This window comes from Sulfuricurvum sp. (assembly GCF_028681615.1).
Lineage (GTDB): Bacteria > Campylobacterota > Campylobacteria > Campylobacterales > Sulfurimonadaceae > Sulfuricurvum.
In genome coordinates this window covers 67,968-91,034 of the sequence record NZ_JAQUHV010000001.1, presented here as the reverse complement: position 1 = coordinate 91,034, position 23,067 = coordinate 67,968, and the positions used below count along the sequence as shown (strand labels likewise).

Below are 23,067 nucleotides of genomic sequence, written 5' to 3'. Positions count from 1 at the left end.
TTACTTTTGTAACCTTTTTGCGACAAGAGTATTTTATACTCTTTGTTATGGAACCATTACACCCTATTTATCATCATTTTCTCGAAATTTTGGATGTGGCATTTCAGCCGATTGTCGACATCCATTCCGGGGCAATTTTTGGAGTTGAAGCTTTGCTACGCGGGACGGATACGCTCGGGTATGACTCTATTGCCTCATTTTTTGATCGATTGTACGAAGAAAATATCCTCTATACCTTCGATTTGCGTCTTCGTGAGAAGGTCATTGAAAAATTCTCTTTGATCGAAGGATACGAGAATATAAAGCTTTTCTACAATATCGATAACCGTGTTTTGGAAATGACCAATTTTTCCAAAGGAAATACGGTCCATATCCTCAGACGCTACGGTATCGATACCAAAGCCATGGTATTTGAAGTTTCGGAACATAATGAGATTATCGATACGGAACATTTCACCAAACTTATGCTTCATTACCGCGATGAAGGGTTTTGCATCGCGATTGACGATTTCGGAATAGGGCATTCAGGCTACAAACTGCTCTATCACTGCGCACCGGATATTATCAAAATCGACCGTTTTTTCTTAACCTCGATCGATAAAGAGCCGAAAAAAAAGCTGTTGGCACGCAATATGGTCCAGCTTGCAACCTTGTTGGGATGCCGTGTAATCGCCGAAGGGGTTGAAAACGAACGGGAACTGCTGGTGTGTAAAGAGATCGGATGTCAGATGGTGCAGGGGTATTTCATCCAACGCCCTACACTTGACTGTACCCAAATAATGCATAAGTATCCTCAGGTGGCGAGTAACTTCGTTCAGAATAAACGTTCAAAAAGTGACGAAAATATTATTCTGAAACGGCTTGAAGTGCTAAAACCGATTATGATCGGGGACAGTATGGAGAGCTTGCTGAATTTGCTTAATGAAAATAAAGAGATGTTTTTGGTGCCGGTTGTCGACACGTCGATGCATCCGATAGGGATTGTGCATGAGCATCAGTTAAAATCAATCGCCTGTTCCCCATACGGCCGCTCGTTAACCCAAAATCGCTCTTCGAATCTTTCGGCATTGGAGACGTATATCGAACCGATTCCCGTCGTTGATTTGACGATGCCTCTGGAGACGATTATTGAGCTTTTTTCCCTTTCTCAAAACGCTCCTGGGGTTTTGGTGATGGAGTCTTCGCGTTACATAGGCTATCTCAGTGCACGGGAGATGATTGAAGTGGTCCATGAACGCAATCTCATTCGTGCACGGGACGAGAACCCTCTGACACGTTTGCCGGGGAACTTTAGAATCAATGAATATACCGCCTCTATCATCGAAAGCGGAACGGATGCGGTATTGGCGTATTTTGATTTTGACCATTTTAAACCCTATAACGATTATTACGGATTTCGCAACGGAGATCGGGTCATTTTGCTGTTTACCGATTTAATGCATAAAGTCCTTTCTCAGGAGTATTTCAAAGGACACATCGGCGGCGATGATTTTTTTGTCGGGGCAACATTGAAGAATGAGCATACCTTTGATCGGGTATGCAATGAAATCGAGAGACTCATACTTACTTTCAGTGATGAGGTCCGGGAATTTTATGAGCCAAAAGACCGTGAACGCGGATGTATCGTCGCTGAGGATCGAGAAGGTAATATGCGTGAGTTTAAATTGCTCGGAGTGAGCTCTGTCGTGGTCAGGATGGGGGGTACATCGGCCATCGCCACCTCCGAACATCTTCAACGAACATTTGCCATAGAGAAAAAAACGGCGAAAAAATCACCCAATCATATGAGTATCATCGGGTATTGAGCCAATAGCTTTGGTATAATGCTTCATTATTATTTCTGCGGAGCATACAGTGGAACAAAAAGAACCCATGACCAAATACGGGTTTCAGCGATTAAGTGATGAGCTGAATACCCTCAAAAATGTCGATTTACCGGCAGTTAATGTTGAGATAGACCGTGCCAAAGAGTACGGCGATTTAAAAGAGAATTCCGAATATCATGCCGCACGCGAAAAACAGGCGTTTATCGGTAGCCGAATAGCTGAACTTGGAGAAGTCATTTCCCGTGCTCAGATCGTTGATCCGAGTGAACTTGAACATGCCCGAGTGAGTTTCGGCTCTACCGTCGTATTATGTGACCTCGATAATGATAAAGAGGTAACCTATACAATCGTCGGCGGATGTGAAAGCAATCCGGAACGCGGCCTGATTTCGTTTAATTCACCGCTTGCGAAACAGCTTTTAGGCCGAGAAGAGGGGGATGATTTTAAAGCCCGCCTTCCGGGCGGCGAAAAGTCATTCGAAGTATTAGAGGTCAAATATCAGGAGATCGTATTTGAAAGCCATTAATGTCGGAATCATCGGAGTCAGCGGCTATACGGGTTTAGAACTCGTTAAAATGCTTGTCAGCCATCCGATTTTTACGTTGACGTACTGCGCCAATACGGAGGGTGAAACCACCATTGCCGCATTGCACCCCTCATTAGCCGGTGTGTGCGATTTGTCGGTGGATAAGGTCGATTTGGATCGTGCTGCGGCATCGTGCGAGCTGATTTTTTTGGCACTTCCGCACAAAACAGCAATGCAGACGGCCAAAGGGCTATTGGAACGCGGTGTCAAAGTCGTTGATCTTTCCGCAGATTACCGACTCTCACAGGAAAATTACGAAGCTTTCTATTGCGAGCACGAAGACATTGAGAACCTTTCGCATGCGGTCTACTCGATTCCCGAACTTCACGGAAATCGTGCAGAAGGGGCACAGCTCATCGCCAATCCCGGTTGTCACGTGACGGCGGCTTTGATGGCACTGGCACCGTTTTTGGATCAGATTGATCTTGGCACCCCTATTTTTATCGATTCGAAAACAGGGGTATCCGGTGCGGGCAAATCTCCTTCGGCAGGGACGCATTACGTGAGCGTCAATGACAATATCAACTGCTATAACATTCTCAAGCACCGTCATGCGGTTGAGATTGAACAGCATGCGAGCGATCTGTGCGGCAATGCTATCCGTGTCACGTTTGTTCCTTCCCTTGTGCCAATGACACGCGGGATGCTTGCGTGTGTGTATGCAACCTTGAAAACCGAATGCGATCCGCTGGTGATGATGGAAATGTATTATGCCGATAAACCGTTTGTGCGTGTCCGCAATGCTCCTCCGCACACCAAAATGACGTCGGGAACTAATTTTGCGGACGTATATGCGGCACGTCACGGCAATGCACTCGTTGCGATGTGCGCGATTGATAATTTAATGCGCGGAGCCAGTTCACAAGCTCTTGCCAATGCAAATATAATGATGGGATTGGATGAAACACTCGGCATTCCTAAAATCGCATATGTCCCCTAAAACTCTCCTGCCGGGCGCGATTTTAATCGCCGATGCCCACTGCGCCCCTTGGCGTACCTCTCTTATCGATTTTCTTCATGCGCTTGATTCGGGTGAGATCACAACACCGCAACTGATTTTAATGGGCGATGTATTTGATATGCTTTACGGCCCCATACCGCGAACGTATGGATACAACACGGAAGGTCTAGAGATTCTCAATCGTTTGAGCAGACGAATCGAAATCTTCTATTTGGAAGGGAATCACGATTTTTTAATGACGGATTTGTTGCCTCATGTGGAAGTCGTCCGCCGTGAACATCAACCTCTGGTAATGACGTATGATGGGAAAAATATTGCCCTCTCACATGGGGATAGTGCCATGGGATGGGGATATGAGCTCTATACCGCACTGATTCGAAGCCCTTTAGTCTTAGCGGTCCTCCGAGCGATTGATACTATGGGTAACGGATTCATCGTATCATGGTTGGAAAAGCAGATGAAGCGAAAAAGCCATTGCCGGAGCATTGAGAATTTTAAAGAGCTGATTGAGAGACGACTGTCGTCATTTCACCTTGAATCGATAGATGTTTTGATTGAAGGGCATTTTCACCAAAATCAGACGTTCGAAATCCATGGTATTCAGTACATCAACCTCGCTGCTTTTGCTTGCAATGAAAGATACTTTAGTGTACAATCAATCCAAAATCAGCCGTTATTACACGAAGCAGTTTTTCGTAAGGAGCCCCTATGAAGGGACAAGGTGATGTTTTAAAAGTCGGCACAAACGAGATGGAGTTGGTCGATTTTCGTATATTCAAACGCGAAGGCGATGAAATATATGAGGGGATATACGGGGTGAATGTCGCCAAGGTACGCGAAATAATTCGGTTCCCGAAATTGACGGAACTTCCGGGAACTCCCGATTTTATCGAGGGAATTTTTGATTTGCGCGGTGTGGTTATCCCGGTAGTCAATTTGGCTAAATGGATGGGGGTGGATGCACCTGAGGAGATGGCCAGAGAATCTCGGGTGATTATTACCGAATTCAATAACATTCTCATCGGTTTCGTCGTTCATGAAGCCAAACGAATTCGCCGCATTAACTGGAAAGACATTGAACCGGCTTCTTTTATGTCTTCTTCGGGGGGATTGGACGGTTCTAAAATTACGGGAGTTACCCGAATCGAAGATGATGGTGTTTTATTGATTTTAGACCTGGAAGGTGTTGTTCAAGAACTCGGACTCTATCAACCCTCCAGCGGCAAACTCGAAGACGGAAAATATCGTTTCAGCGGCCACGTTTTATTGCTTGATGACAGTTCTACGGCACGACGGATAATCAAAGAGGCGTTGGAACAAATGGGCTTTGATGTTATCGAAGCGACGGACGGTCAGCAGGGACTTAAAATTTTGGAAGATTTGTACCGGGCGTACGGTACGAACCTCTCTTCCAAACTGCGCCTTATCGCTTCGGATATTGAGATGCCGTTAATGGACGGATTCCATTTTGCCGCCAATGTAAAATCGGATGAGCGATTTAAAATGATTCCTATCGTGTTTAACTCTTCTATCAGTGACCACTTTAGTGAGATACGCGGTAAAGAAGCAGGCGGAGAGGCCTATTTGGTCAAATTTGATTCGAATTTATTTTACGATGAAGTAGCACGTGTCGTACGTGCTCATATTCTATAGGGGTTAACCAATGGATGAATTTCAAGAGATATTACAAGATTTTTTGGTTGAGTCGTTTGAACTGATTGAACAACTGGATCAGGATCTTGTCGAGTTGGAGTCCCGACCTGATGATTTGGATTTGCTTAACCGTATTTTCCGGGTAGCGCATACGATCAAAGGGGCAAGTTCTTTTTTAAATTTCGATGTTTTGACCCATTTGACCCACCATATGGAAAATCTGTTGAATATGGCACGTCACGGAGACTTGGTGATTGATGCGGATGTCATGGACGTAATCCTCGAATCGATCGATTTGATGAAAGCTCTTCTCGTACGTATCCGCGACAGCGGCGAAGATTCAGGATTAGAGATTTCAGGATGCGTTATGCGTCTTGATGCCGTTGCAAACGGAACGGCTTTAGGAGAAACAGTTGCGCCGCCTGCTGCCCCGGCAGCCCCTGTATCCAAACCTGAACCGGTTGTGACAGCAGCTGCGGTCGAAGAAGAACCCGATTATGCCGGAATGAGCGATGCGGAAGTAGAAGCGGAAATCGAACGTCTTTTAGCACAGCGTCAAGCCGAAGATGCTGCCAAACGAGCGAGTCATGCCGCTGCGGCAAGTACACCGGTAGCAGCAGAAGAGGAAGAACCGGATTATTCGGGGATGAGCGAAGCCGAAGTCGAAGCGGAGATTGAACGTCTTATTGCCGTTCGTCAGGCCGAAGATGCGGCAAAACGGGCACAGAAAAAAGAGGAAGAAAAAGCACCGAAGGCTGAACCGACTCCAGCACCGGTACCGGTTGCTCCGCCAGTTGCGGCACCTCAGCCAAAAGTTGAGACAAAACCGGCTCCGGTTGCACGACGAGCCGAAGCGAAAGAGGATGGGGAAGCCCGTGGCGGTTCTTCGGTAGAGCAGACGATTCGTGTCGATGTCAAACGGCTGGATCATTTGATGAACCTGATCGGAGAATTGGTTTTAGGTAAAAACCGCCTTATTAAAATAAATGATGACGTTGAGGAACGATACGAGGGGGAAGCCTTCCTCGAAGAGCTGAACCAGGTCGTATCGATCGTCTCTTTGGTTACGACGGATTTACAGATTGCCGTTATGAAAACACGGATGTTGCCGATCGGAAAAGTCTTTAACAAATTCCCTCGGATGATTCGTGACCTTTCCCGTGAACTGAATAAAAAAATCGAACTTGAGATTACAGGGGAAGAGACGGAACTCGATAAATCAATCGTTGAAGAGATCGGGGATCCGTTGGTCCATATTATCCGTAATTCGTGCGATCACGGGATTGAAACGCCGGAAGTTCGTCTTGCTTCCGGTAAGGAAGAGACAGGAACTATCCATCTCAAAGCGTATCATGAAGGGAACCATATCGTTATTCAAATTGTTGATGACGGAAAAGGGCTTGATGCGGATATGCTCAAATCCAAGTCAATCGAAAAAGGGGTTATTACCGAGAAAGAGGCCGACGGTATGTCTGAAAAAGAGGCATTCGGTCTTATTTTCCGCCCGGGATTCTCGACGGCTACACAAGTTACGAGTGTGTCTGGACGCGGCGTCGGAATGGACGTGGTTAAAACCAATATTGAAAAACTTAACGGTATGATCGACATCGACTCCGAAGTGGGTCAAGGGACGTCGATGAAACTCAAAATCCCACTTACCCTTGCGATTATCCAAGCGCTATTGGTCGGGGTTCAGGAAGAGTATTATGCGATCCCTCTCGCATCGGTCCTTGAAACGGTACGTATCAGCAAAGATGAGATTTACACGGTTGAGAGTCGTTCGGTTATGCGTTTGCGTGATGAAGTTCTCTCTTTGGTACACATCGGGGATATCTTTGAAGTGGAGCGGGTCTTTGACAACAGCGAGCATGCATATGTCGTTGTATTGGGACTTGCAGAGAGTAAAATCGGCCTGATCGTCGATTCATTGGTAGGCCAAGAAGAGATCGTTATCAAATCTCTCGGCGAATATCTGAAAGGGATCGAAGGGATTGCCGGAGCGACCATTCGCGGGGATGGCGGCGTAACTTTGATTGTCGATGTCGCAGCTTTGATGCAAATGGCAAAATCGGTCAAATCGACTGTCGGACAAGAGAGTTCGGAGGCAAAAGGGCGCGGCGGGGCTAAAAACTCAGCCAGCGATTATTGTGTCATGATCGTGGATGATTCCAAAACCGACCGTACGATTATGCGTAAATCGTTAGAACCGATGGGGATTACTCTTGTCGAAGCGACGGACGGTGTCGAAGCTCTGAATATCCTGAAACAAGGTGATCATATCTTTGATGCGATGTTAATCGATATCGAGATGCCGCGTATGGACGGATACAGTTTGGCTGCCGAGATCAAAAAATACAACAAGTATAAAAATCTTCCGCTCATTGCCGTCACATCCCGAACCGGAAAAGCCGATCGGATGCGTGGAGTAGAATCGGGAATGGTTGAGTACATCACGAAACCGTATTCACCGGAATATCTGATGAATGTCGTAAAACGCAATATCAAGTTTAACGAGGGACTATAATTATGAGTGAAAAACTTCAACAAATCATCAATAAACAGCATAAAGCCCTCTCCGGAGACGATACGAAAATCGATGAAGTAATCCAACTGGTCGGCTTCATCGTCGGTGACGAAGAGTTTTCGGTACCCATTTTGAGTATTCAAGAGATCATTAAGCCGATTTCCTGGACACGTGTTCCGCAAACGCCCGCTTATATTTTAGGGGTGTTCAATCTTCGCGGTTCCGTTATTCCGTTGATCGATTTACGTTCCCGTTTCGGTTTGGAGACGATGAAGCATACGGAAGAGACCCGTTTTATCGTTATGAAAAACGGTGACGATGTAGCCGGATTCGTCATCGATCGCCTTACCGAAGCAATACGTTTGCCGAAAAAAGATGTCGGTCCGGCACCGGATACGATTTCTGAAGAAGAGAGTATGATTGACGGCGTCGGTAAACAAGCCGACCGTATCATCACGATTCTCAAAGTCGGCAAACTACTGGAAAGAAATTTCTAGCCTTTCGTCATCCTGAACTTGATTCAGGATCTAAGATTGCGGATCGAGTCCGCAATGACGAGTAAAATATGGCACAATACCGCCATGAATGAAAAACACTTTTTAAATCGCCGCATTAAACTCCTCGAGCGTATGGAGGACGGAGTTGCAATCGTAACCGCAGCGATGCCTGCGGTACGATCGAACGATACCGAACACCCCTACCGGCAAAACAGCGATTTTTACTATCTTACCGGTTTTAATGAAAGTAATTCGCTACTGATTTTGATCAAAACCCAGAGTGAGACGAAAACGATACTGTACGTGGAAGCGTTTGATGAGCAATATGCGCTTTGGAACGGTGCACGGCACGGTATTGAGAAAGCCAAAGAACGTTTTAATGTCGACGAAGTCCGTAATATTAAAGATTACCCGGATGAAATAAAAGATCTTTTGCGTGAGCATGTGAACCTTTACATTGATCTTTTTGACGATTCGGAAGCGTTGAGTGAAGCCAAATTGGCGGCCAGACTGCTGCGTGAAACGCGCGGCGTCAAACGCCATATCCGATCTTTTCGCGATGTTACCCACCTGATCCGCTCCATGCGTCTTCTTAAAACACCTGAAGAGATCGAGACGATCCGCCGAGCCGTCGCATTGACCTCGGATGCCCATCATACCGCGATGAAGCGCTCACATGCTGGGATGAAGGAATATCAGCTGCAGGCGGAAATGACGTATGTTTTCGTCAACGGAGGCGGACATACCGAAGCTTACGGGACGATTGTCGCAGGGGGGAATAATGCCAATACTCTGCACTATGTCGACAATAGCGATGAACTCCGAGACGGGGAACTGGTATTGATTGATGCGGCGTGCGAGGTAGAACTTTATGCCAGCGACATCACCCGTACTTTCCCTGTAAACGGGACCTTCAGCGATGCGCAGCGTGAGGTTTACAACGCAGTATTAGAGGTACAGCTTCGTGTGATTGATGCGATAGCTCCGGGTGTTAAACGGGACTGGCTCCAAACCTATAGCGAAGAACTGCTGTGCGATGCATTGATCACTTTGGGCGTATTGAGCGGTGAACGAAGTGCTCTGATGGAGGCAAAAGAGCATAAAAAATATTCTCCGCACGGTATCGGACACTGGATGGGACTGGACGTCCATGATCCGTGTCCGTATGTCGATGAAGCGGGGGAAGCATTGGTTTTTGAAGCGGGGATGGTGATGACGATTGAGCCGGGGCTCTATTTCCGCGCCGATGATGAGAGTGTCCCGGAACGCTACCGAGGTATCGGTATCCGCATCGAGGATAACATTCTCGTCACTGAAGAGGGATATGAGAATCTTTCCTCTATGATTGCGAAGAGTATAGAAGAGATTGAATCCGCCTGTCGGAGTTAACGGTTATAACTATAACTCCATCCGCTGAGGCCGTCTTTTGCCTCTTTAAACCCTTCCGAATCTCCTAAAAAATCGATGATATGCAGTAATGTCCACGGAATCGTATTGGCTTCGGCATCGTCGATGATATGTTTGGGCATTGGTGTCTCTTGAGTCGTCAGGGCAAAGGCGATCCGTTCATGGTTGCTTAAAACATGACTCGTCGCGGTAATTCCCAACTCACGGCAGAATTTTTCAAAAATCAGCGGTTTGACTTCTTCGGGGAGAATCTCAGAAGTGTTCAGGATAATCGTGAAATGGATCGGAAGTTCATCCACCATCATCGATGGGGATGCCATCAGTATGTATTCGACATTATCGAGCAGTTTTGTGATCTCACTGCTTGCGAGATAACTGTTGACGGTAAGGGCTTTCATCTCTTGCATTAACATTTTCCTTCGAGTATTTTAGTGAGCAGCGATGTCATTCCGATATGAAGATTGTAGTTTGTTATCGGGAAATCGACCCATTCATCGGAGAGATTGACACTGTAACTGCTGAGATATTTCCCCAAAATCTCCAAATCGACGGATTGGTAGGAATCCGTATCGATTTTTGTCCGAAGAAGTCTCCCCGCCTCGTTGCTTTTTGTAAGAGTAAACGCAAGAGTTTTGAGACTCAGCAAATCGCACCAACGTATAAAAAGTGAGGCTGTCAGCTCCGTGTGCGGATTTCCCTCAGGATCAAATAAGAGGTTTTGCTCTCGAAGAGGAATCAGTACACTTAAAACAGCTTCACAAAACGGCAGACTTTTTTGCCGCCAAAACGGAGCTTCGTCACTTCGATCGAGTGCAGAGGAGACGGCGCCTAAGATAGCAGTCGATTCACCCGTTTTAAGCAGTGTATCTAGAGTATGTAGAATCATTTACCTCTCCTTTTTTGGGTGTAACTTTAACCTTTTTTGTATAATACATGTATTAACGATAGGAGTTTTTGAAATGGATAAAGGATGGATGACGAATGCCGTTGCTATTACAGTGATCGGGGTATCGTATATAGCTGAAGGCTCTGCTTCAACAGCGTTGCGCAGTGCCGGACTGTTTGCCCTCTCCGGAGCGGTGACGAATCAGCTTGCAATACATATGTTATTTGAGAAAGTTCCGTTTCTCTACGGTTCCGGAATCATTTTGGATCGGTTTGAATCGATCCGTATAGCCCTTAAAACACTCATTATGGAGCAGTTTTTTACCCCTGAAAAAATCGAATCGTTTGTAAGATCTCAGGAACGTACCATCGATTTGACTCCGATCATCGAACAAACCGATTTTACTCCGGCATACAACGCATTGGTACGGAGTGTCATGGATTCATCATTGGGTGGTATGATAGGGATGTTCGGAGGCGAAGCGATTATCGGAAAACTCAAAGAGCCGTTTTTAGAAAAGATCAAGACCTCTACGATTGAGATTTCGCAAAGCGAGTCGTTTATAAATGCGCTAAATGAGCATTTGCATCAAGGGAGCGGTCATTTGACGGATACGATCGGTGAGATTGTTGAATTACGATTGGCAGAGTTAACCCCTACGATGATCAAAGAGATGCTTCATGCCCTGATGAAAGAGCATTTGGGATGGCTTGTCGTATGGGGAGGAGTCTTTGGCGGGGCGATCGGAATCGTATCCTCTTTAGTACTTTAAAAGATTTTACTTAAAAGACTTGACAACAAGTGACTCAAAGTACTATAATTCTTGTAACTCAATTTAGGAGAATTTTATGGCATCTAATATTTTTGAAAAACTTACCCACCAAATGACCGAGATGATCGAGTCGTCGATCTCTCTAGCTTTACATAATAAAAACAGCGAAGTAGAACCAATCCATTTTTTATGGGCATTGCTGGCTAACAGCAACTCGCCACTCAACCAAATGCTCAACAAAATGAGCATCGATAAAACGGCGATTGAGCTTGATGTCAAAAGTACGGCGTCCAAGCTCCCGAGTGCCTCTCACGTGACAAAAGAGAGCATCCGGCTCTCGCGCAATTTTGCCCATTCGCTTGAAGTAAGTTCAGGGGAAATGGCGAAAAACGGGGACAGCTTTTTGGCGATTGACACGTATATCATTGCCAATCTTCAAAATGATCCGTTTAAAGCGATTTTAGGCAAATACGTCGATTTGCGAGAGTTAACTAAAACGTTTGAAGCGTCCCGTGCAGGGCAAAAGATCGAATCGCAAACGGCAGATGAAAATCTCGAATCGCTTGCTAAATATGGGATCGATTTGACAAAAGAAGCGGCAGAAGGGAAACTGTCACCGGTGATCGGACGGGATGAAGAGATCGGTCGTATGATGCAGATCCTGATTCGTAAAACCAAAAACAATCCGATCCTTCTCGGTGAACCCGGTGTCGGTAAAACGGCTCTTGTAGAGGGATTGGCACAGCGTATCTATAACAAAGAGGTTCCGCTTAGTCTCCAAAACAAAAAAGTGATCGCGCTGGATATGAGTGCGTTGATTGCAGGGGCAAAATACCGTGGAGAGTTCGAAGACCGTCTCAAAGCGGTTATCGACGAGGTAAAAAAATCGGCAAACGTTATCCTCTTTATCGATGAGATTCACACGATTGTAGGAGCGGGTGCGTCTGAGGGGTCGATGGACGCGGCCAATATCCTCAAACCGGCATTGGCACGGGGAGAATTGCACACGATCGGGGCCACGACGCTCAAAGAATATCGCAAATATTTCGAAAAAGATGCGGCATTGCAGCGCCGTTTTCAACCGGTCAATGTAGACGAGCCGAGTGTCAACCAATCGCTTCAAATTCTTCGCGGATTGAAGGAGCGTCTTGAATCGCACCATAACGTCACGATCACCGATTCGGCACTGGTAGCGGCGGCGAAACTCTCTGATCGCTATATTAATGACCGGTTCCTGCCGGACAAAGCGATCGATTTGATCGATGAAGCGGCAGCCGAACTTAAAATGCAGATCGAATCCGAGCCGAATGCCCTTGCGGCGATCAAACGAAAATTGACGCAGTTGCAGGTAGAGAAAGAGGCGCTCAAAATGGAAGAGTCGGTAGCCAATACCAAACGGCTCGAAGAGATCGAACGCGAACTCGCCGATGCAGGCGAAGAGCGACGCAGTCTGGAATCGCAGTTCGCCCATGAGAAAGAAGTGTTTGAGCGTGTCGCCAAAATCAAAGCCGAAATCGAAGCCAAACGACGCGAAGCCGAAAGTGCAAAACAAGCAGCTGATTTTAACAAAGCCGCCGAGATTGAATACGGACAAATCCCGAAACTTTTTGAGGAAGAAAAAGCACTTCAAGAGCGTTGGAAAGAGATGGTAGCAGAGGGGACATTGCTTAAAAACAGTGTCGATGAAGCCTCCATCGCCGGAATCGTGAGCCGTTGGACAAAAATTCCGGTAAACAAAATGCTCCAAAGCGAAAAAGAGAAGATCCTCCACATCGAAGATGAGTTGAACAAAGAAGTAGTGGGGCAGCAAAAAGCGACTCATGCGGTTGCCCGTGCGATCAAGCGTAACAAAGCGGGACTTTCCGATAAGAGCCGTCCGATCGGATCGTTCCTGTTCCTCGGACCTACCGGGGTCGGGAAAACGCAGACGGCAAAAACATTGGCAAAATTTCTCTTCGACAGCAGTGAATCGATGATCCGTATCGATATGTCCGAATATATGGAGAAACATGCGGTGTCACGTCTTGTGGGGGCACCTCCGGGATATGTCGGATTTGATGAGGGAGGACAGCTGACCGAAGCGGTACGCCGCAAGCCGTACAGCGTTATTTTGTTCGATGAGGTCGAAAAAGCGCATCCTGATGTGTTCAACGTACTCCTTCAGGTGCTCGATGACGGGCGTCTGACCGACAATAAAGGGGTAGTGGTCGATTTCACCAATACCATCATCATTTTGACCTCTAACATCGCGAGTGACAAGATTATGGCGCATCACGGCGATCCGAAGCTCGAAGAGATGGTTCTCGGTGAACTCAAACAACACTTTAAACCGGAGTTTTTGAACCGACTTGATGATGTGGTGGTCTTTAATCCGTTGGGAGAAGCACAAATTCTCAGTATCGTTGATCTGTTCTTTGCCGATATCGCGGCAAAAGTGGAAGAACGTGATATTACCCTTACGCTTACCGATGCGGCCAAACGCTACGTTGCACAAGCAGGGTTCGATCCGGTATACGGTGCTCGACCTCTTAAGCGGGCATTGTATGAGATCGTTGAAGACCGTCTTGCCGATTTGATTCTCGGAGGAGAAGTCGAAGAGGGCTCGTCGGTAACATTTGATGTAAGGGATAATGAGATTACTGTAGCTGTGGCATAATGGCACAATGAAAACGATCGCGCTTCTCTTTATACTATTATTACCGCTTTGGGGATGTACAGGGGATTGTATGACCTGTCATCCCGCATTGCTTAAAAATATTGATACCGACAAACGGCACAAACCGATGACGACGTGTATCAAATGCCACAGTGCGGATCCTGCCAAAATGGGTGATTGCGGAAGCGATTGTTTTGCGTGTCATCCGATCGCAAAAATCGAAGGAGCGAGAGTAGCGGAACACGCTGTGATACGCGAATGCCGCGATTGTCATATGAAGCTTAAACCCTCCGTCCAAATTGATTTGGCACCCAAAGGGCAATCGAATCAGCCTATGCTCAGGGATTTTTTAAAGCCTTAGTCGTCTAATCTTTATTTGACAAAATTCGTGTTAAAATATCATCATTAAACCTCGAAAAGGAGCCTGCAATGAGCGAAAAAATTGAACAAATAGATCAACAAGCCGCTTACGATGCGTGGTATATCGCCGAAGTAGAGAAAGGTTTAGCAGATATTGAGAACGGTAATGTTCTCAGTGATGCTGAAGCCGAAGAACAGATGAAGATATTTATGGAAACACTACACAAAAAGCATGGAACAACGGCAGCTTGAATGGTCGCGACGCTCTCAAGCCGACCGACAAAAAATAGCTATTTTACGCTTCTGAAGCATCCCCCTTTATCGCAGAACAAGCACTCTTCTCAATCAAAAACGCTACGAATAGAATCCTCAAAAATCCTCTAAACTACCGAGAAGGAAAAAAAGCAGGAACGCGTGAATATATCATGCGCCGCTTCCCTTATATTGTGATTTACCGCGTAACTGATACGAAAGTATCCATTATTAGGGTACTTCATCAAGCGATGCGATATTTTAATTAGCTTAACTTTCTCATTCAAAAGGATAAGTTTAGTAACACAAGATAGAGGGTTATATATATGAATAATTGGATTGTGATTAGGAAGATGACGTGAAATATTTATGGATACCAAGAAACTTATTTCTACTTATGAGTTTTTTGTCTCTACATGCGGAACAATAAATGCCTACTCAAGAGATGAAGTGCAATAATGTATCAATTAATAATCTAAATCTTGTAAAAGAAAAGGCAATTTCTACTCTTGTGAAAAGCGATATGTTTCAGAAAATTTCAAAAAAATATCCAAAGAATACGAAGTTTGTATTTCCATTGGAAGTGGCAAAAATTCAAGATGATCAAAAGTGTATTGTGGAAGTTTCTGTATATACGGATGAGAATGATCATTATTCGTTGGTTGCTAGCTTTTTAGTTAAAAATAAGGCATCTATAGTATTTTTGAAATCAATAAATTAAACATGAAAAGGTGTAAAATGAGTAGATAACCTGATTTTAATATACCTACTTATCTCTTGTTCAAAATCTCAGGGATTTTTTAAAACCTTATGCGTAGATACTTTTCATCGTTTTATCAAATCCGTCAATAATCTTTTGAAGTAGTTTTTGGGCTTCGCTAATCATTTTTTCATCCGATTTGACACTCTTTAAACTGTTATCGAAGAGGTCAACTACCCCTTTTTTGGCATAGTTCTTCGTATTTTGATCCGTGTTGTTGAGGTTTCCGATAAGCTTGGTAACATCCGAGGCGACTTTGTTAATCGGGGTTGTTTGGTTTTGATCGGAGAGCTCTTTCATGAATTTATCAATATAAGGCTGTGCTTTTTTCATGAAAGCATTGATCTCTTTTTGATCTTGGGCAGTGATACCGTTGCTGTCGATAGTAAACGAAAATGCCTGCATGGATGAAAAAGAGAACGATTGCTCTTTTGAACTATCCGAGGTTTTTTCGCTCATAGAGAGTGATTGTGTATTTTGAAAATTAAGAGATAGGGTATCACCGGAGCTGGTTTTCATTTGAATACTGAGTTCATGCGAACGATAGGCATCAAGAGAAGTGGCTGTTGTCATGATCTTACCTTTAATAAGTATTGAATCTTTGTGACAATATCGGCCAGATTCCAGATTGTTTTAACAAGCTTTTACGAAGCTTAACCGACCTTTAAGTAAAAATTGTCTATTATTGCGTGCTAAAAATTTCTAAAGGGAATGGCTTATGAAAAGAACATACCAACCGCATAATACGCCACGTAAACGTACCCACGGTTTCCGTGCACGTATGGCGACAAAAAACGGCCGTCGAGTATTGAACGCTCGTCGTGCTAAGGGTAGAAAACGATTGGCTGTCTAAATAGCTTTTCGATGCTAAAGCTCCATAGTGAGTTTCAGCGTGTTTATCAGCGTGGTAAGAATGCGCACAGCACTTCGATCGCGTTGTTTTATCTCCCTTTAACGGGAGAAAAAAGAGTTGGATTTACGGCCAGTAAAAAAGTCGGTAATGCAGTAGTGAGAAATCGGTGTAAAAGGCGCTTACGGGCGCTTTTTGACGAGTTTTCACCTAATGCGCAAGACGGATGGTACGTTTTTGTCGCCAAAAAAGGGTTATTTGACAACCCTTTTGATACGGTGCGACGCGACTGCAAATATGTTTTAAAACGGACGGGTGGCATGAGCGGAACAGGTGATGATAAGAATCTTCTTTCTTAAGCTCCTTTGGCTCTATCGGCACTCTTTCTCATTGGTGACACGCGGAGCGTGCCGCCACTATCCTTCTTGCTCCGAATATGCTTTATGGCAATTTGAACGAAACACTCTCCCGCGTGCTTTTTACTCCACTTTTTTACGAATATTACGGTGTAATCAACTTTTTTCCGGCGGTATTGATTATCCGATTATCAACAAACCGACGTTAAAACCCTCCGAACTCTCCATAAATACGATAAAATACTGGTTTGTTCCATATCAACAGAATTATTTTCTGATAAAAAATTTTAAGTTTAAAGGGTCACAGTGCTAGAAAAGTTTACTCCCAATCAGCGACTCATCGTTGCCGTCGCTTTATCTTTTGCCTTTTTTATAGGGTATACCACGCTCTTTCCTCCGAAAGCACCTTCCGGCGAGTCCAATGCTACAAAAGTGAATGTAGTAAAAGAAAATACAGCATCGAATGCTACCGTTGTAAAACAATCTGACAGTCAGCCTGTATCCAATACTGAGATCAAAACGACAAGTACCGATACGCTTACGACGATTTCGGCAAAAGAGTTTACGCTTAAAATCGATACGCTTGGACGTATTTCATCTGTCATCTTAAGTAACGAAAAACACAACGGCAAGGACGGTAAATTATCCGAACTTGTCGCTCCTGAAGGGGCAAAACCGATTCAAATCCGTTTCGCGGATCAGGCTTTGAATGAAGCGGCTGCAAAAGTACCGTATACGAGTGATGCCAGCAGTATCGCATTGGGCGAAAACGGTAAATCGACGGTTGTTTTAACTCAGAATCTTCCGGAATTGACCGTAACCAAAACATTGACGTTTTATGCAGACGGACACTACGATGCAAAAATTTCTCTGTCGAATGAAAAACGCTACTTCATATATCTCGGACAACATCCGAAAATCATAGAACAGATGATGACGGTTGTCGGCGGTATGATCTATTCCGGCGATAATCTTACGACAATTTTTAAAGACGGTGATGTCGAGGGACGATCCATCTTTACCGATGTCCATTTTATGTCCGGATTTGATCAGTATTATGCAACGATCATGTACGGTTTTGACCCGACTACACAGGTTACGGTTGAACATGACAGCAAAGGTAATGCTGTGACGTATATGGAGGGTGGAAATAATTTTGCTTTCAACGGTTATATTGGACCGAAAGAGTATAAAACACTTGAATCTATCAACCCGATTCTGACCCATTCTATCGAGTACGGCTGGTTTACTTTTGTCGCAGCTCCTATTTTTAAAATCTTGATGTGGATTCACAGCATTGTCGGTAACTGGGGATGGTCAATCATCGCACTGACGATTTTGATCCGTATTTTCCTCTACCCTTTGACCCACAAAGGGATGGTCTCTATGCAAAAAATCAAAGAGATTGCACCGCGTATTAAAGAGGTTCAGGAAAAATACAAAGGTGATCCGGCACGTATGAATGCTGCCGTCATGGAAATGTATAAAAAACACGGAGCAAATCCACTGGGCGGTTGTTTACCGCTTATATTGCAAATCCCGGTATTTTTTGCGATCTATCGCGTTCTTCTTAATGCGGTTGAACTTCAAGGGGCTCCGTGGATGATGTGGGTTACCGATCTTTCCCGTATGGACCCGTATTACATCTTGCCTATTTTGATGGGTGCGACGATGTATTATCAACAAAAAATTACGCCGAGCAACTTTACCGATCCGTTGCAGGAAAAAATCTTTAAATTTTTGCCGCTTATTTTCACATTCTTCTTCTTTACATTCCCGGCAGGGCTTGTATTGTATTGGTTCGTGAATAATATTTTCTCAATCGCACAACAGTATTTGGTCAACAAACAGTTTGAAGCGGCACGTGCATTGCGTCATGAAGCTCATCTTGCGGAAAAGCATCATGAAAAAGATTGAAGCACCAACTTTAGAACTCGCATACGCACAAGCCGCACGTGAGTTTGGATGTTCCGTAACCGCACTCCAAGTCGAGATCGTACAATTCCCTTCCAACGGGGTATTGGGTCTCTTTAAAAAATCGGCAATTATTATTGCCAATCTTCCTCATACCAATATCCCTGCATCTGTGACTGCATCTGTGAAAGAGATAGAAAATGATGAACCTTTCGACATAGAAGAAGAAGCGGTGAGTGCCGCCCCTTCAGCTATCGAACCTGAAGAGTTGGTTTTGGGTGATGAGTTTTATGAGCAAGCGGATGACTTTGAAGAAGAAGGTGATCTTGAGGAGGATTTTTATGAAATCTCTGCCCAAGAGTGTGCCGACGAAGTAAAAGAACAGATCAATATTCTTTTCAAAGATATTTGTTTTGACATCAATCCAATTGAAGTTAGTGTATACGATGAGAATACTTTGCTTGTTGAGTTTACCGGTGCGGATGCGGCGCTTATGATCGGTAAAGAGGGATATCGCTATAAAGCCCTTTCGTACATGCTGTTCAATTGGATCAATGCCGTGTACGGTATGCAGCTGCGTTTGGAAATCGCCGAATTCCTGAAAAATCAGGAAGAGTCGATTTCACGTTATCTGATCAATATTTGTGATATTATCGATCAAGAAGGGCGTGCACAGACAAAAGTCTTGGACGGAGTTTTGGTACAAATTGCGCTAAAACAGCTTCGTGACCGCTATCCGGATCGTTATGTCGCTATCCGTTCAACCCGTGACGGTGGTAAATTTATCGTCATCAATAGTTATCACGAATATTGATGCATGATACTATCGCCGCCATTGCCACTGCGAATGGCATAGGCTCTATCTCGATCCTCCGCCTCAGCGGAGAGCGTGCTCTCACTATCGCTTTAAAACTCACTCGTAAATCTGAACTTCAACCCCGTTACGCTACTTTAACCCCGTTGTACCATGAGGACGGTACACTGATAGACGAAGCGATTGTACTCTATTTTGAATCCCCTCGGAGTTTTACCGGTGAAGCCGTTGTCGAATTTCAATGCCACGGCGGTTTTGTCGTAGCCGAATCGCTTCTAAAAGCGGTATTGAATGAAGGGGCACGTCTGGCAGAGCCGGGAGAGTTTAGCAAACGGGCATTTTTAAACGGTCGTCTTGACCTGACTCAGGCGGAAGCGATCGCTGCTTTGATCGAAGCCAAAAGCGACGATGCCGCCCGTATTTTGGCCCGTCAAATGAAAGGGGAATTACGCGGATACATCGAGGGTATCCGTGACTCGCTGCTGGAGATTTTGGCCTATTCCGAAGTCGTGATCGATTATGCAGAGGAAGATTTGCCGCAGGATGTCGTAGATCAGATTGAAGTCAAACTCGCCAATATCAAACATACCCTCTCCCGTACCCTCGAATCGAGCCGCCGCCGTGCTGGATTGATGCAGGGATTTCGTGTTGCCATTATCGGCAAACCCAATGTCGGTAAAAGCTCACTTCTTAATGCGCTCCTCGATTATGAGCGGGCCATCGTCAGTGATATCGCCGGAACGACACGTGACACGATTGAAGAGCAGGTGCGCATCGGTACCCATCTCATCCGTCTTGTCGATACAGCCGGGATACGCAACGCTCACGATGAGATAGAGCGGATCGGGATCGAACGCTCCATTGCGGCGATCGAAAATGCCGATGTGGTGATTGCACTCTTCGACTCCTCACGCGAAATCGATGAAGAAGACCGTGCTATTATCGATTTGATCGAGCGGTATCATGATGAGAAACCGTTTATCTGCATACTGAACAAATCGGATTTGCCGGAGTGCTTTGAGACAACGGCGATTGCCCAATACGCTCCGATATCTCTAAGCTGTAAGCAGGAGATGGGGGCATTGATCGAGTCGCTGAGCTCTTTGATGGATCATGAGAACAATGACGAGGAGATGATGCTTATTTCACAGCGTCAAATCAGTGCTACTGAGGGAGCAGTCCGTTCTATAGATGAGGCGTATGAGCCGCTTCGAGACGGAGAATTGGAATTTTTCTCTTTTCATATCAATCAGGCGATTCGTTCCATCGCCTCGATCAGCCGTCCGTATGAACTTGATGAGATGTTCGACAAGATGTTCGGTCAGTTTTGTCTGGGTAAATGATGGGTGCCGTTATCGCAATCGATTTGGGTCTAAAGCGTATCGGCTTAGCGCTCAGTTACGGAAACGCTCTGGTCACACCGCTTCCGGCAGTTGAACGCAAAAATCGTAATCAAGCCGCTAATGATGTCAAAAAAGTGTTGAATGAATACGAAGCGACAATGGTTGTGGTCGGTATCCCTATGGGAAGTACTACCGAGGATGAGATGCGTCGCAGAGTCGCTCATTTCATGAATCTCGTGGAATTCGCTGGAGAGATTGTCTATCAGGACGAGTCTCACAGTTCGCAGGAAGCGGAAGAACTCATGAAGGGTGAAATCCGTTACAAGCGCGACGGTCGGATTGATTCGCTCTCAGCGAAGATCATTTTAGAGCGCTATTTACAGCAAAATCCGACCAACTAAAAGAAGACTTTATCTAAAGTCTACTCTTCTTTCGGTTTCTCTCCATCACTCTTTTTCTCTTTTGCTTCCCATAAAAAGCGTGTATTCCGGAAGGTATTTCGGAGGTTTTTTACTTTATTGATATCTTTCATGTTTATACTGATCGAGGTATTTTCGATGTCGCTGCCTTCTCCGATAGTAATATTATCCGCTTTTTTGAGGGAAAGTTTTTGAGAGTTGAAAACACTTCGGTGTCCGGTGATCAAAAAGGCGATGACGACGCTTAGTGCCGCATAGTTTGCCATATGGACCCCAAAAAGCTCAACCGCCATAATGATCGACGCGATAGGGGTATTGGTTGTTCCGGCGAGAACGCTGACAAAACCGAGAGCGGCAAAGAGAGCGATATGATCCCCCATAAAATGTCCGAATGCAACACCGCTGGTAACCCCTACATAAAAAATAGGGGTGATGATCCCTCCGCTTCCTCCCGCGCCCAAGGTAACGGAAGTGAAGAGCGTTTTGAGTATAAAATCGTACCAATGAATATTTTCCGAGTTTAGTGCTGTGGGATCGAGCGCGCTGCTGATCGTTAAAAGCCCTAATCCCAAATATTTTTCGGAGATCAATAGGGAGAGTGCTACTAAAATGAGACCTGCAACAAATGCTTTGAGATAGCGATTATACGGGATTTTATGAATCCACGATTCGATAGCGTTGACGGTAGTAATAAACGAGTCTGACACAATACCGAAAAAGATGCCGGCGAGGATAACTTGACCGATAAGTCCTAAATCCAAATGCAATGAACGGTAAAAATTGATATCGTAATAGGGGTATTCAATCCCAAAGAATTGGGCGGTCGTAAACGCTGCAAACCCTGCGATAAACGAGGGTAAAAGAACATCGTACATGATGACGCCGATAATCAGAACTTCTATCCCGAAAATGGCACCGGCGATAGGGGTTCCGAAGACGGAAGCAAAGCCGGCACTGATTCCGCAAATGACCAATTTTTTTCGATCTTGTTTGGAAAATTTTAGGAGTGTCGCAACAGCCGAAGCAGCACCTGCTCCGATTTGAGCCCCCGGTCCCTCTTTACCGACGGATCCTCCGGAAAAGATGGTGAGAACGGTTGCGACCAATTTGACGGGGATGACTTTTGCATTGATATACCCGTCTTGTTTATGGACGGCTTCAATCACTTTTTCGGTGCCGTGTCCGGTAGCGTTCTTCTCAAACGTCCGGACAATCCATATGGTGAGCATCAAAGCAAAAGGGAGAGTATAGTAGTAATGAAAGGGGAGCAGACCTCTGGCATCCTGTGCAGCATGGACTGTTTTTAAAAAAATTGACATTAAATAGCCGATCATAATACCGGTTGCAGAGGAGAGAATCAACCATTTGGAAACACTGAAAAAGATAACCGTTTGTTCTGTGATATGTTTTTTCACAATACATCTTTAAGGGGAAGGAGATGGTTTAGTATAACGAATGATTGTAAATATCGCTACCCTTTTTCTCCTAAATTGAGACGATCACAGCACTTTAAAAAACTCTGCCGCCTCTCTTTCATCTTCCGTGAGGGTTGAAAAATCCTCATCACTTTCTAACTTGTCTTTAATGGTTGCGGCACAATACTCGAAAGCGAGTTCTTGTGCCTGGTTTAGATCCGAAACAAATCCTAGTCCGCTGAATTGATAGGGCTCTTCTTGCTCGATACAGAGTAATACCCCGTCACATTGTGCTTCGAATTGTTCAACAATTTCACGATAGGAGATAGAAAATTCTGTGGCATGCCAACCAATGTCTTCGAGTCTCTTATCGGAAAATTCGGCAATTCCGTCTCCGGTTGTATCGTCATAAAGGGCACGTTTTTGGTTGTAGCTGATGATGTTTTGCCATGCTCCGGATGCTTTGATCAAGATTCGATCATCATCTTCAACGACGCGATAATTATCCCCCAGCATAGCACTGATGGGACGGGAAAGTGTCGTAGAAAGCGGAGAAAGAGCCGGTATTGAACCTTGATAGATTGAGATTAAATCAGCGTCAAACGGTTCAAAGACAATTTTACCGTTATAGGTAATCGCAAAAGTTTTTGAGGAGTTTGCCGCGTGGAGGAATTCTGATTTTGAGACGACGATAATCTCTTTAAATAGATTAAATTTTTTCATGAGAATGTCCCTGTTTTTTGGATGAATTGTAGCATGGGATCGTTTGCGCACCCTTAGCGAACGATTTAGCGCAATGGTATAAGGGTGCGCTAA

At 45.0% G+C, this 23,067-nt stretch carries 25 protein-coding genes and 1 pseudogene; 21 read left to right on the top strand and 5 right to left on the bottom strand.

Annotation, left to right across the window (positions count from 1 at the left end; translation table 11 throughout):
* The first annotated feature begins 47 nt into the window (after nucleotides 1-47).
* Genes PHE37_RS00455 through PHE37_RS00420 form a run of 8 tightly spaced genes read left to right on the top strand, consistent with a single transcriptional unit; the run spans nucleotide 48 to nucleotide 9,436 of the window.
* Nucleotides 48-1,805, top strand: coding sequence for a GGDEF domain-containing protein (locus tag PHE37_RS00455; RefSeq protein ID WP_300008079.1), 1,758 nt, complete (start codon nucleotides 48-50; stop codon nucleotides 1,803-1,805).
* 49 nt (nucleotides 1,806-1,854) lie between these two features.
* Nucleotides 1,855-2,352, top strand: coding sequence for a transcription elongation factor GreA (greA, locus tag PHE37_RS00450; RefSeq protein ID WP_299994867.1), 498 nt, complete (start codon nucleotides 1,855-1,857; stop codon nucleotides 2,350-2,352).
* On the top strand, nucleotides 2,339-3,352 hold the full coding sequence (gene argC / locus PHE37_RS00445; protein ID WP_299994866.1) for an N-acetyl-gamma-glutamyl-phosphate reductase: 1,014 nt from the start codon (nucleotides 2,339-2,341) through the stop codon (nucleotides 3,350-3,352). Before greA ends, argC begins: the two co-directional genes overlap by 14 nt.
* Nucleotides 3,312-4,085: a UDP-2,3-diacylglucosamine diphosphatase gene (locus PHE37_RS00440; protein ID WP_299994865.1), complete on the top strand. Its 774-nt coding sequence runs from the start codon at nucleotides 3,312-3,314 to the stop codon at nucleotides 4,083-4,085. Before argC ends, PHE37_RS00440 begins: the two co-directional genes overlap by 41 nt.
* The gene (locus PHE37_RS00435) at nucleotides 4,082-5,026 is read left to right on the top strand and encodes a chemotaxis protein (RefSeq protein ID WP_299994863.1); all 945 of its coding nucleotides are present in this window, start codon (nucleotides 4,082-4,084) and stop codon (nucleotides 5,024-5,026) included. The genes PHE37_RS00440 and PHE37_RS00435 overlap by 4 nt, the downstream gene beginning before the upstream one ends.
* 10 nt (nucleotides 5,027-5,036) lie before the next feature.
* Nucleotides 5,037-7,550 carry a chemotaxis protein CheW gene (locus tag PHE37_RS00430; protein ID WP_299994861.1) on the top strand — a complete coding sequence of 838 codons (2,514 nt, stop codon included), beginning with the start codon at nucleotides 5,037-5,039 and terminating at the stop codon, nucleotides 7,548-7,550.
* Between the two features lie 2 nt (nucleotides 7,551-7,552).
* Nucleotides 7,553-8,047 (top strand): chemotaxis protein CheW, encoded by a 495-nt coding sequence (locus tag PHE37_RS00425; protein WP_299994859.1) that lies wholly within the window; start codon nucleotides 7,553-7,555, stop codon nucleotides 8,045-8,047.
* A 36-nt stretch (nucleotides 8,048-8,083) separates the two neighbouring features.
* The gene (locus tag PHE37_RS00420; RefSeq protein ID WP_300008076.1) at nucleotides 8,084-9,436 is read left to right on the top strand and encodes an aminopeptidase P N-terminal domain-containing protein; all 1,353 of its coding nucleotides are present in this window, start codon (nucleotides 8,084-8,086) and stop codon (nucleotides 9,434-9,436) included.
* On the opposite strand, the gene PHE37_RS00415 is transcribed toward PHE37_RS00420, so the two are convergent.
* Nucleotides 9,433-9,861, bottom strand: coding sequence for a hypothetical protein (locus PHE37_RS00415; RefSeq protein ID WP_299994856.1), 429 nt, complete (start codon nucleotides 9,859-9,861; stop codon nucleotides 9,433-9,435). The two genes, PHE37_RS00420 and PHE37_RS00415, sit on opposite strands and share 4 nt — an antisense overlap.
* Nucleotides 9,861-10,340 (bottom strand): hypothetical protein, encoded by a 480-nt coding sequence (locus PHE37_RS00410; RefSeq protein WP_299994854.1) that lies wholly within the window; start codon nucleotides 10,338-10,340, stop codon nucleotides 9,861-9,863. The genes PHE37_RS00415 and PHE37_RS00410 overlap by 1 nt, the downstream gene beginning before the upstream one ends.
* 73 nt (nucleotides 10,341-10,413) lie before the next feature.
* Here PHE37_RS00410 and PHE37_RS00405 point away from each other — a divergent pair, with 73 nt between their 5' ends.
* The 6 genes and pseudogenes from PHE37_RS00405 (at nucleotide 10,414) to PHE37_RS00385 (ending at nucleotide 15,101) form a co-directional block, all read left to right on the top strand.
* Nucleotides 10,414-11,112, top strand: a complete 699-nt coding sequence (locus tag PHE37_RS00405) for a DUF445 domain-containing protein (protein WP_299994853.1) — start codon at nucleotides 10,414-10,416, stop codon at nucleotides 11,110-11,112.
* Between the two features lie 76 nt (nucleotides 11,113-11,188).
* Nucleotides 11,189-13,768, top strand: coding sequence for an AAA family ATPase (locus tag PHE37_RS00400; RefSeq protein WP_299994851.1), 2,580 nt, complete (start codon nucleotides 11,189-11,191; stop codon nucleotides 13,766-13,768).
* A gap of 70 nt (nucleotides 13,769-13,838) precedes the next feature.
* Complete coding sequence (locus PHE37_RS00395) at nucleotides 13,839-14,129, top strand: hypothetical protein (protein ID WP_300008074.1); 291 nt, start codon at nucleotides 13,839-13,841, stop codon at nucleotides 14,127-14,129.
* 68 nt (nucleotides 14,130-14,197) lie between these two features.
* On the top strand, nucleotides 14,198-14,380 hold the full coding sequence (locus PHE37_RS00390) for a hypothetical protein (protein ID WP_299994847.1): 183 nt from the start codon (nucleotides 14,198-14,200) through the stop codon (nucleotides 14,378-14,380).
* Between the two features lie 53 nt (nucleotides 14,381-14,433).
* Nucleotides 14,434-14,649: pseudogene (locus PHE37_RS13860) on the top strand (type II toxin-antitoxin system RelE/ParE family toxin); the annotation flags it as partial.
* A 161-nt stretch (nucleotides 14,650-14,810) separates the two neighbouring features.
* Nucleotides 14,811-15,101, top strand: coding sequence for a hypothetical protein (locus PHE37_RS00385; RefSeq protein ID WP_299994846.1), 291 nt, complete (start codon nucleotides 14,811-14,813; stop codon nucleotides 15,099-15,101).
* A gap of 87 nt (nucleotides 15,102-15,188) precedes the next feature.
* On the opposite strand, the gene PHE37_RS00380 is transcribed toward PHE37_RS00385, so the two are convergent.
* Nucleotides 15,189-15,713 (bottom strand): hypothetical protein, encoded by a 525-nt coding sequence (locus PHE37_RS00380; protein WP_299994844.1) that lies wholly within the window; start codon nucleotides 15,711-15,713, stop codon nucleotides 15,189-15,191.
* Between the two features lie 145 nt (nucleotides 15,714-15,858).
* Here PHE37_RS00380 and rpmH point away from each other — a divergent pair, with 145 nt between their 5' ends.
* The 7 genes from rpmH to ruvX are packed head-to-tail and all read left to right on the top strand — an operon-like array spanning nucleotide 15,859 to nucleotide 20,818.
* The gene (rpmH, locus tag PHE37_RS00375; RefSeq protein WP_013459438.1) at nucleotides 15,859-15,993 is read left to right on the top strand and encodes a 50S ribosomal protein L34; all 135 of its coding nucleotides are present in this window, start codon (nucleotides 15,859-15,861) and stop codon (nucleotides 15,991-15,993) included.
* Nucleotides 15,994-16,004: 11 nt separating this feature from the next.
* On the top strand, nucleotides 16,005-16,349 hold the full coding sequence (gene rnpA, locus PHE37_RS00370; protein WP_299995090.1) for a ribonuclease P protein component: 345 nt from the start codon (nucleotides 16,005-16,007) through the stop codon (nucleotides 16,347-16,349).
* Complete coding sequence (gene yidD, locus PHE37_RS00365) at nucleotides 16,327-16,659, top strand: membrane protein insertion efficiency factor YidD (protein ID WP_300008072.1); 333 nt, start codon at nucleotides 16,327-16,329, stop codon at nucleotides 16,657-16,659. Before rnpA ends, yidD begins: the two co-directional genes overlap by 23 nt.
* Entirely contained in the window at nucleotides 16,653-18,263 is a 1,611-nt protein-coding gene (yidC, locus tag PHE37_RS00360; RefSeq protein WP_299995089.1) for a membrane protein insertase YidC, read from the top strand. Before yidD ends, yidC begins: the two co-directional genes overlap by 7 nt.
* Complete coding sequence (locus PHE37_RS00355) at nucleotides 18,250-19,074, top strand: Jag N-terminal domain-containing protein (protein WP_299995088.1); 825 nt, start codon at nucleotides 18,250-18,252, stop codon at nucleotides 19,072-19,074. The genes yidC and PHE37_RS00355 overlap by 14 nt, the downstream gene beginning before the upstream one ends.
* Nucleotides 19,068-20,417 carry a tRNA uridine-5-carboxymethylaminomethyl(34) synthesis GTPase MnmE gene (mnmE, locus tag PHE37_RS00350; protein WP_299995091.1) on the top strand — a complete coding sequence of 450 codons (1,350 nt, stop codon included), beginning with the start codon at nucleotides 19,068-19,070 and terminating at the stop codon, nucleotides 20,415-20,417. Before PHE37_RS00355 ends, mnmE begins: the two co-directional genes overlap by 7 nt.
* Nucleotides 20,417-20,818 (top strand): Holliday junction resolvase RuvX, encoded by a 402-nt coding sequence (ruvX, locus tag PHE37_RS00345; protein ID WP_299995086.1) that lies wholly within the window; start codon nucleotides 20,417-20,419, stop codon nucleotides 20,816-20,818. Before mnmE ends, ruvX begins: the two co-directional genes overlap by 1 nt.
* Before the next feature lie 20 nt (nucleotides 20,819-20,838).
* Here ruvX and PHE37_RS00340 read toward each other — a convergent pair whose 3' ends face one another.
* Nucleotides 20,839-22,251 (bottom strand): chloride channel protein, encoded by a 1,413-nt coding sequence (locus PHE37_RS00340; protein ID WP_299995085.1) that lies wholly within the window; start codon nucleotides 22,249-22,251, stop codon nucleotides 20,839-20,841.
* Nucleotides 22,252-22,335: 84 nt separating this feature from the next.
* On the bottom strand, nucleotides 22,336-22,974 hold the full coding sequence (locus PHE37_RS00335) for a hypothetical protein (protein WP_299995083.1): 639 nt from the start codon (nucleotides 22,972-22,974) through the stop codon (nucleotides 22,336-22,338).
* Nucleotides 22,975-23,067 lie beyond the last annotated feature (93 nt).

Excerpts from the sequence above, each read along its gene's own strand:
- PHE37_RS00415 (WP_299994856.1), bottom strand. The coding sequence starts at position 9,861 with ATGCAAGAGATGAAAGCCCTTACCGTCAACAGTTATCTCGCAAGCAGT.
- rnpA (WP_299995090.1), top strand. The coding sequence starts at position 16,005 with ATGCTAAAGCTCCATAGTGAGTTTCAGCGTGTTTATCAGCGTGGTAAG.
- PHE37_RS00410 (WP_299994854.1), bottom strand. The coding sequence starts at position 10,340 with ATGATTCTACATACTCTAGATACACTGCTTAAAACGGGTGAATCGACT.
- PHE37_RS00380 (WP_299994844.1), bottom strand. The coding sequence starts at position 15,713 with ATGACAACAGCCACTTCTCTTGATGCCTATCGTTCGCATGAACTCAGT.
- PHE37_RS00355 (WP_299995088.1), top strand. The coding sequence starts at position 18,250 with ATGAAAAAGATTGAAGCACCAACTTTAGAACTCGCATACGCACAAGCC.
- PHE37_RS00395 (WP_300008074.1), top strand. The coding sequence starts at position 13,839 with ATGACCTGTCATCCCGCATTGCTTAAAAATATTGATACCGACAAACGG.
- ruvX (WP_299995086.1), top strand. The coding sequence starts at position 20,417 with ATGGGTGCCGTTATCGCAATCGATTTGGGTCTAAAGCGTATCGGCTTA.
- PHE37_RS00400 (WP_299994851.1), top strand. The coding sequence starts at position 11,189 with ATGGCATCTAATATTTTTGAAAAACTTACCCACCAAATGACCGAGATG.
- PHE37_RS00440 (WP_299994865.1), top strand. The coding sequence starts at position 3,312 with ATGAAACACTCGGCATTCCTAAAATCGCATATGTCCCCTAAAACTCTC.
- PHE37_RS00335 (WP_299995083.1), bottom strand. The coding sequence starts at position 22,974 with ATGAAAAAATTTAATCTATTTAAAGAGATTATCGTCGTCTCAAAATCA.
- PHE37_RS00455 (WP_300008079.1), top strand. The coding sequence starts at position 48 with ATGGAACCATTACACCCTATTTATCATCATTTTCTCGAAATTTTGGAT.
- PHE37_RS00425 (WP_299994859.1), top strand. The coding sequence starts at position 7,553 with ATGAGTGAAAAACTTCAACAAATCATCAATAAACAGCATAAAGCCCTC.
- PHE37_RS00390 (WP_299994847.1), top strand. The coding sequence starts at position 14,198 with ATGAGCGAAAAAATTGAACAAATAGATCAACAAGCCGCTTACGATGCG.
- PHE37_RS00435 (WP_299994863.1), top strand. The coding sequence starts at position 4,082 with ATGAAGGGACAAGGTGATGTTTTAAAAGTCGGCACAAACGAGATGGAG.
- rpmH (WP_013459438.1), top strand. The coding sequence starts at position 15,859 with ATGAAAAGAACATACCAACCGCATAATACGCCACGTAAACGTACCCAC.
- PHE37_RS00405 (WP_299994853.1), top strand. The coding sequence starts at position 10,414 with ATGGATAAAGGATGGATGACGAATGCCGTTGCTATTACAGTGATCGGG.
- yidD (WP_300008072.1), top strand. The coding sequence starts at position 16,327 with ATGATAAGAATCTTCTTTCTTAAGCTCCTTTGGCTCTATCGGCACTCT.
- PHE37_RS00385 (WP_299994846.1), top strand. The coding sequence starts at position 14,811 with ATGCCTACTCAAGAGATGAAGTGCAATAATGTATCAATTAATAATCTA.
- PHE37_RS00430 (WP_299994861.1), top strand. The coding sequence starts at position 5,037 with ATGGATGAATTTCAAGAGATATTACAAGATTTTTTGGTTGAGTCGTTT.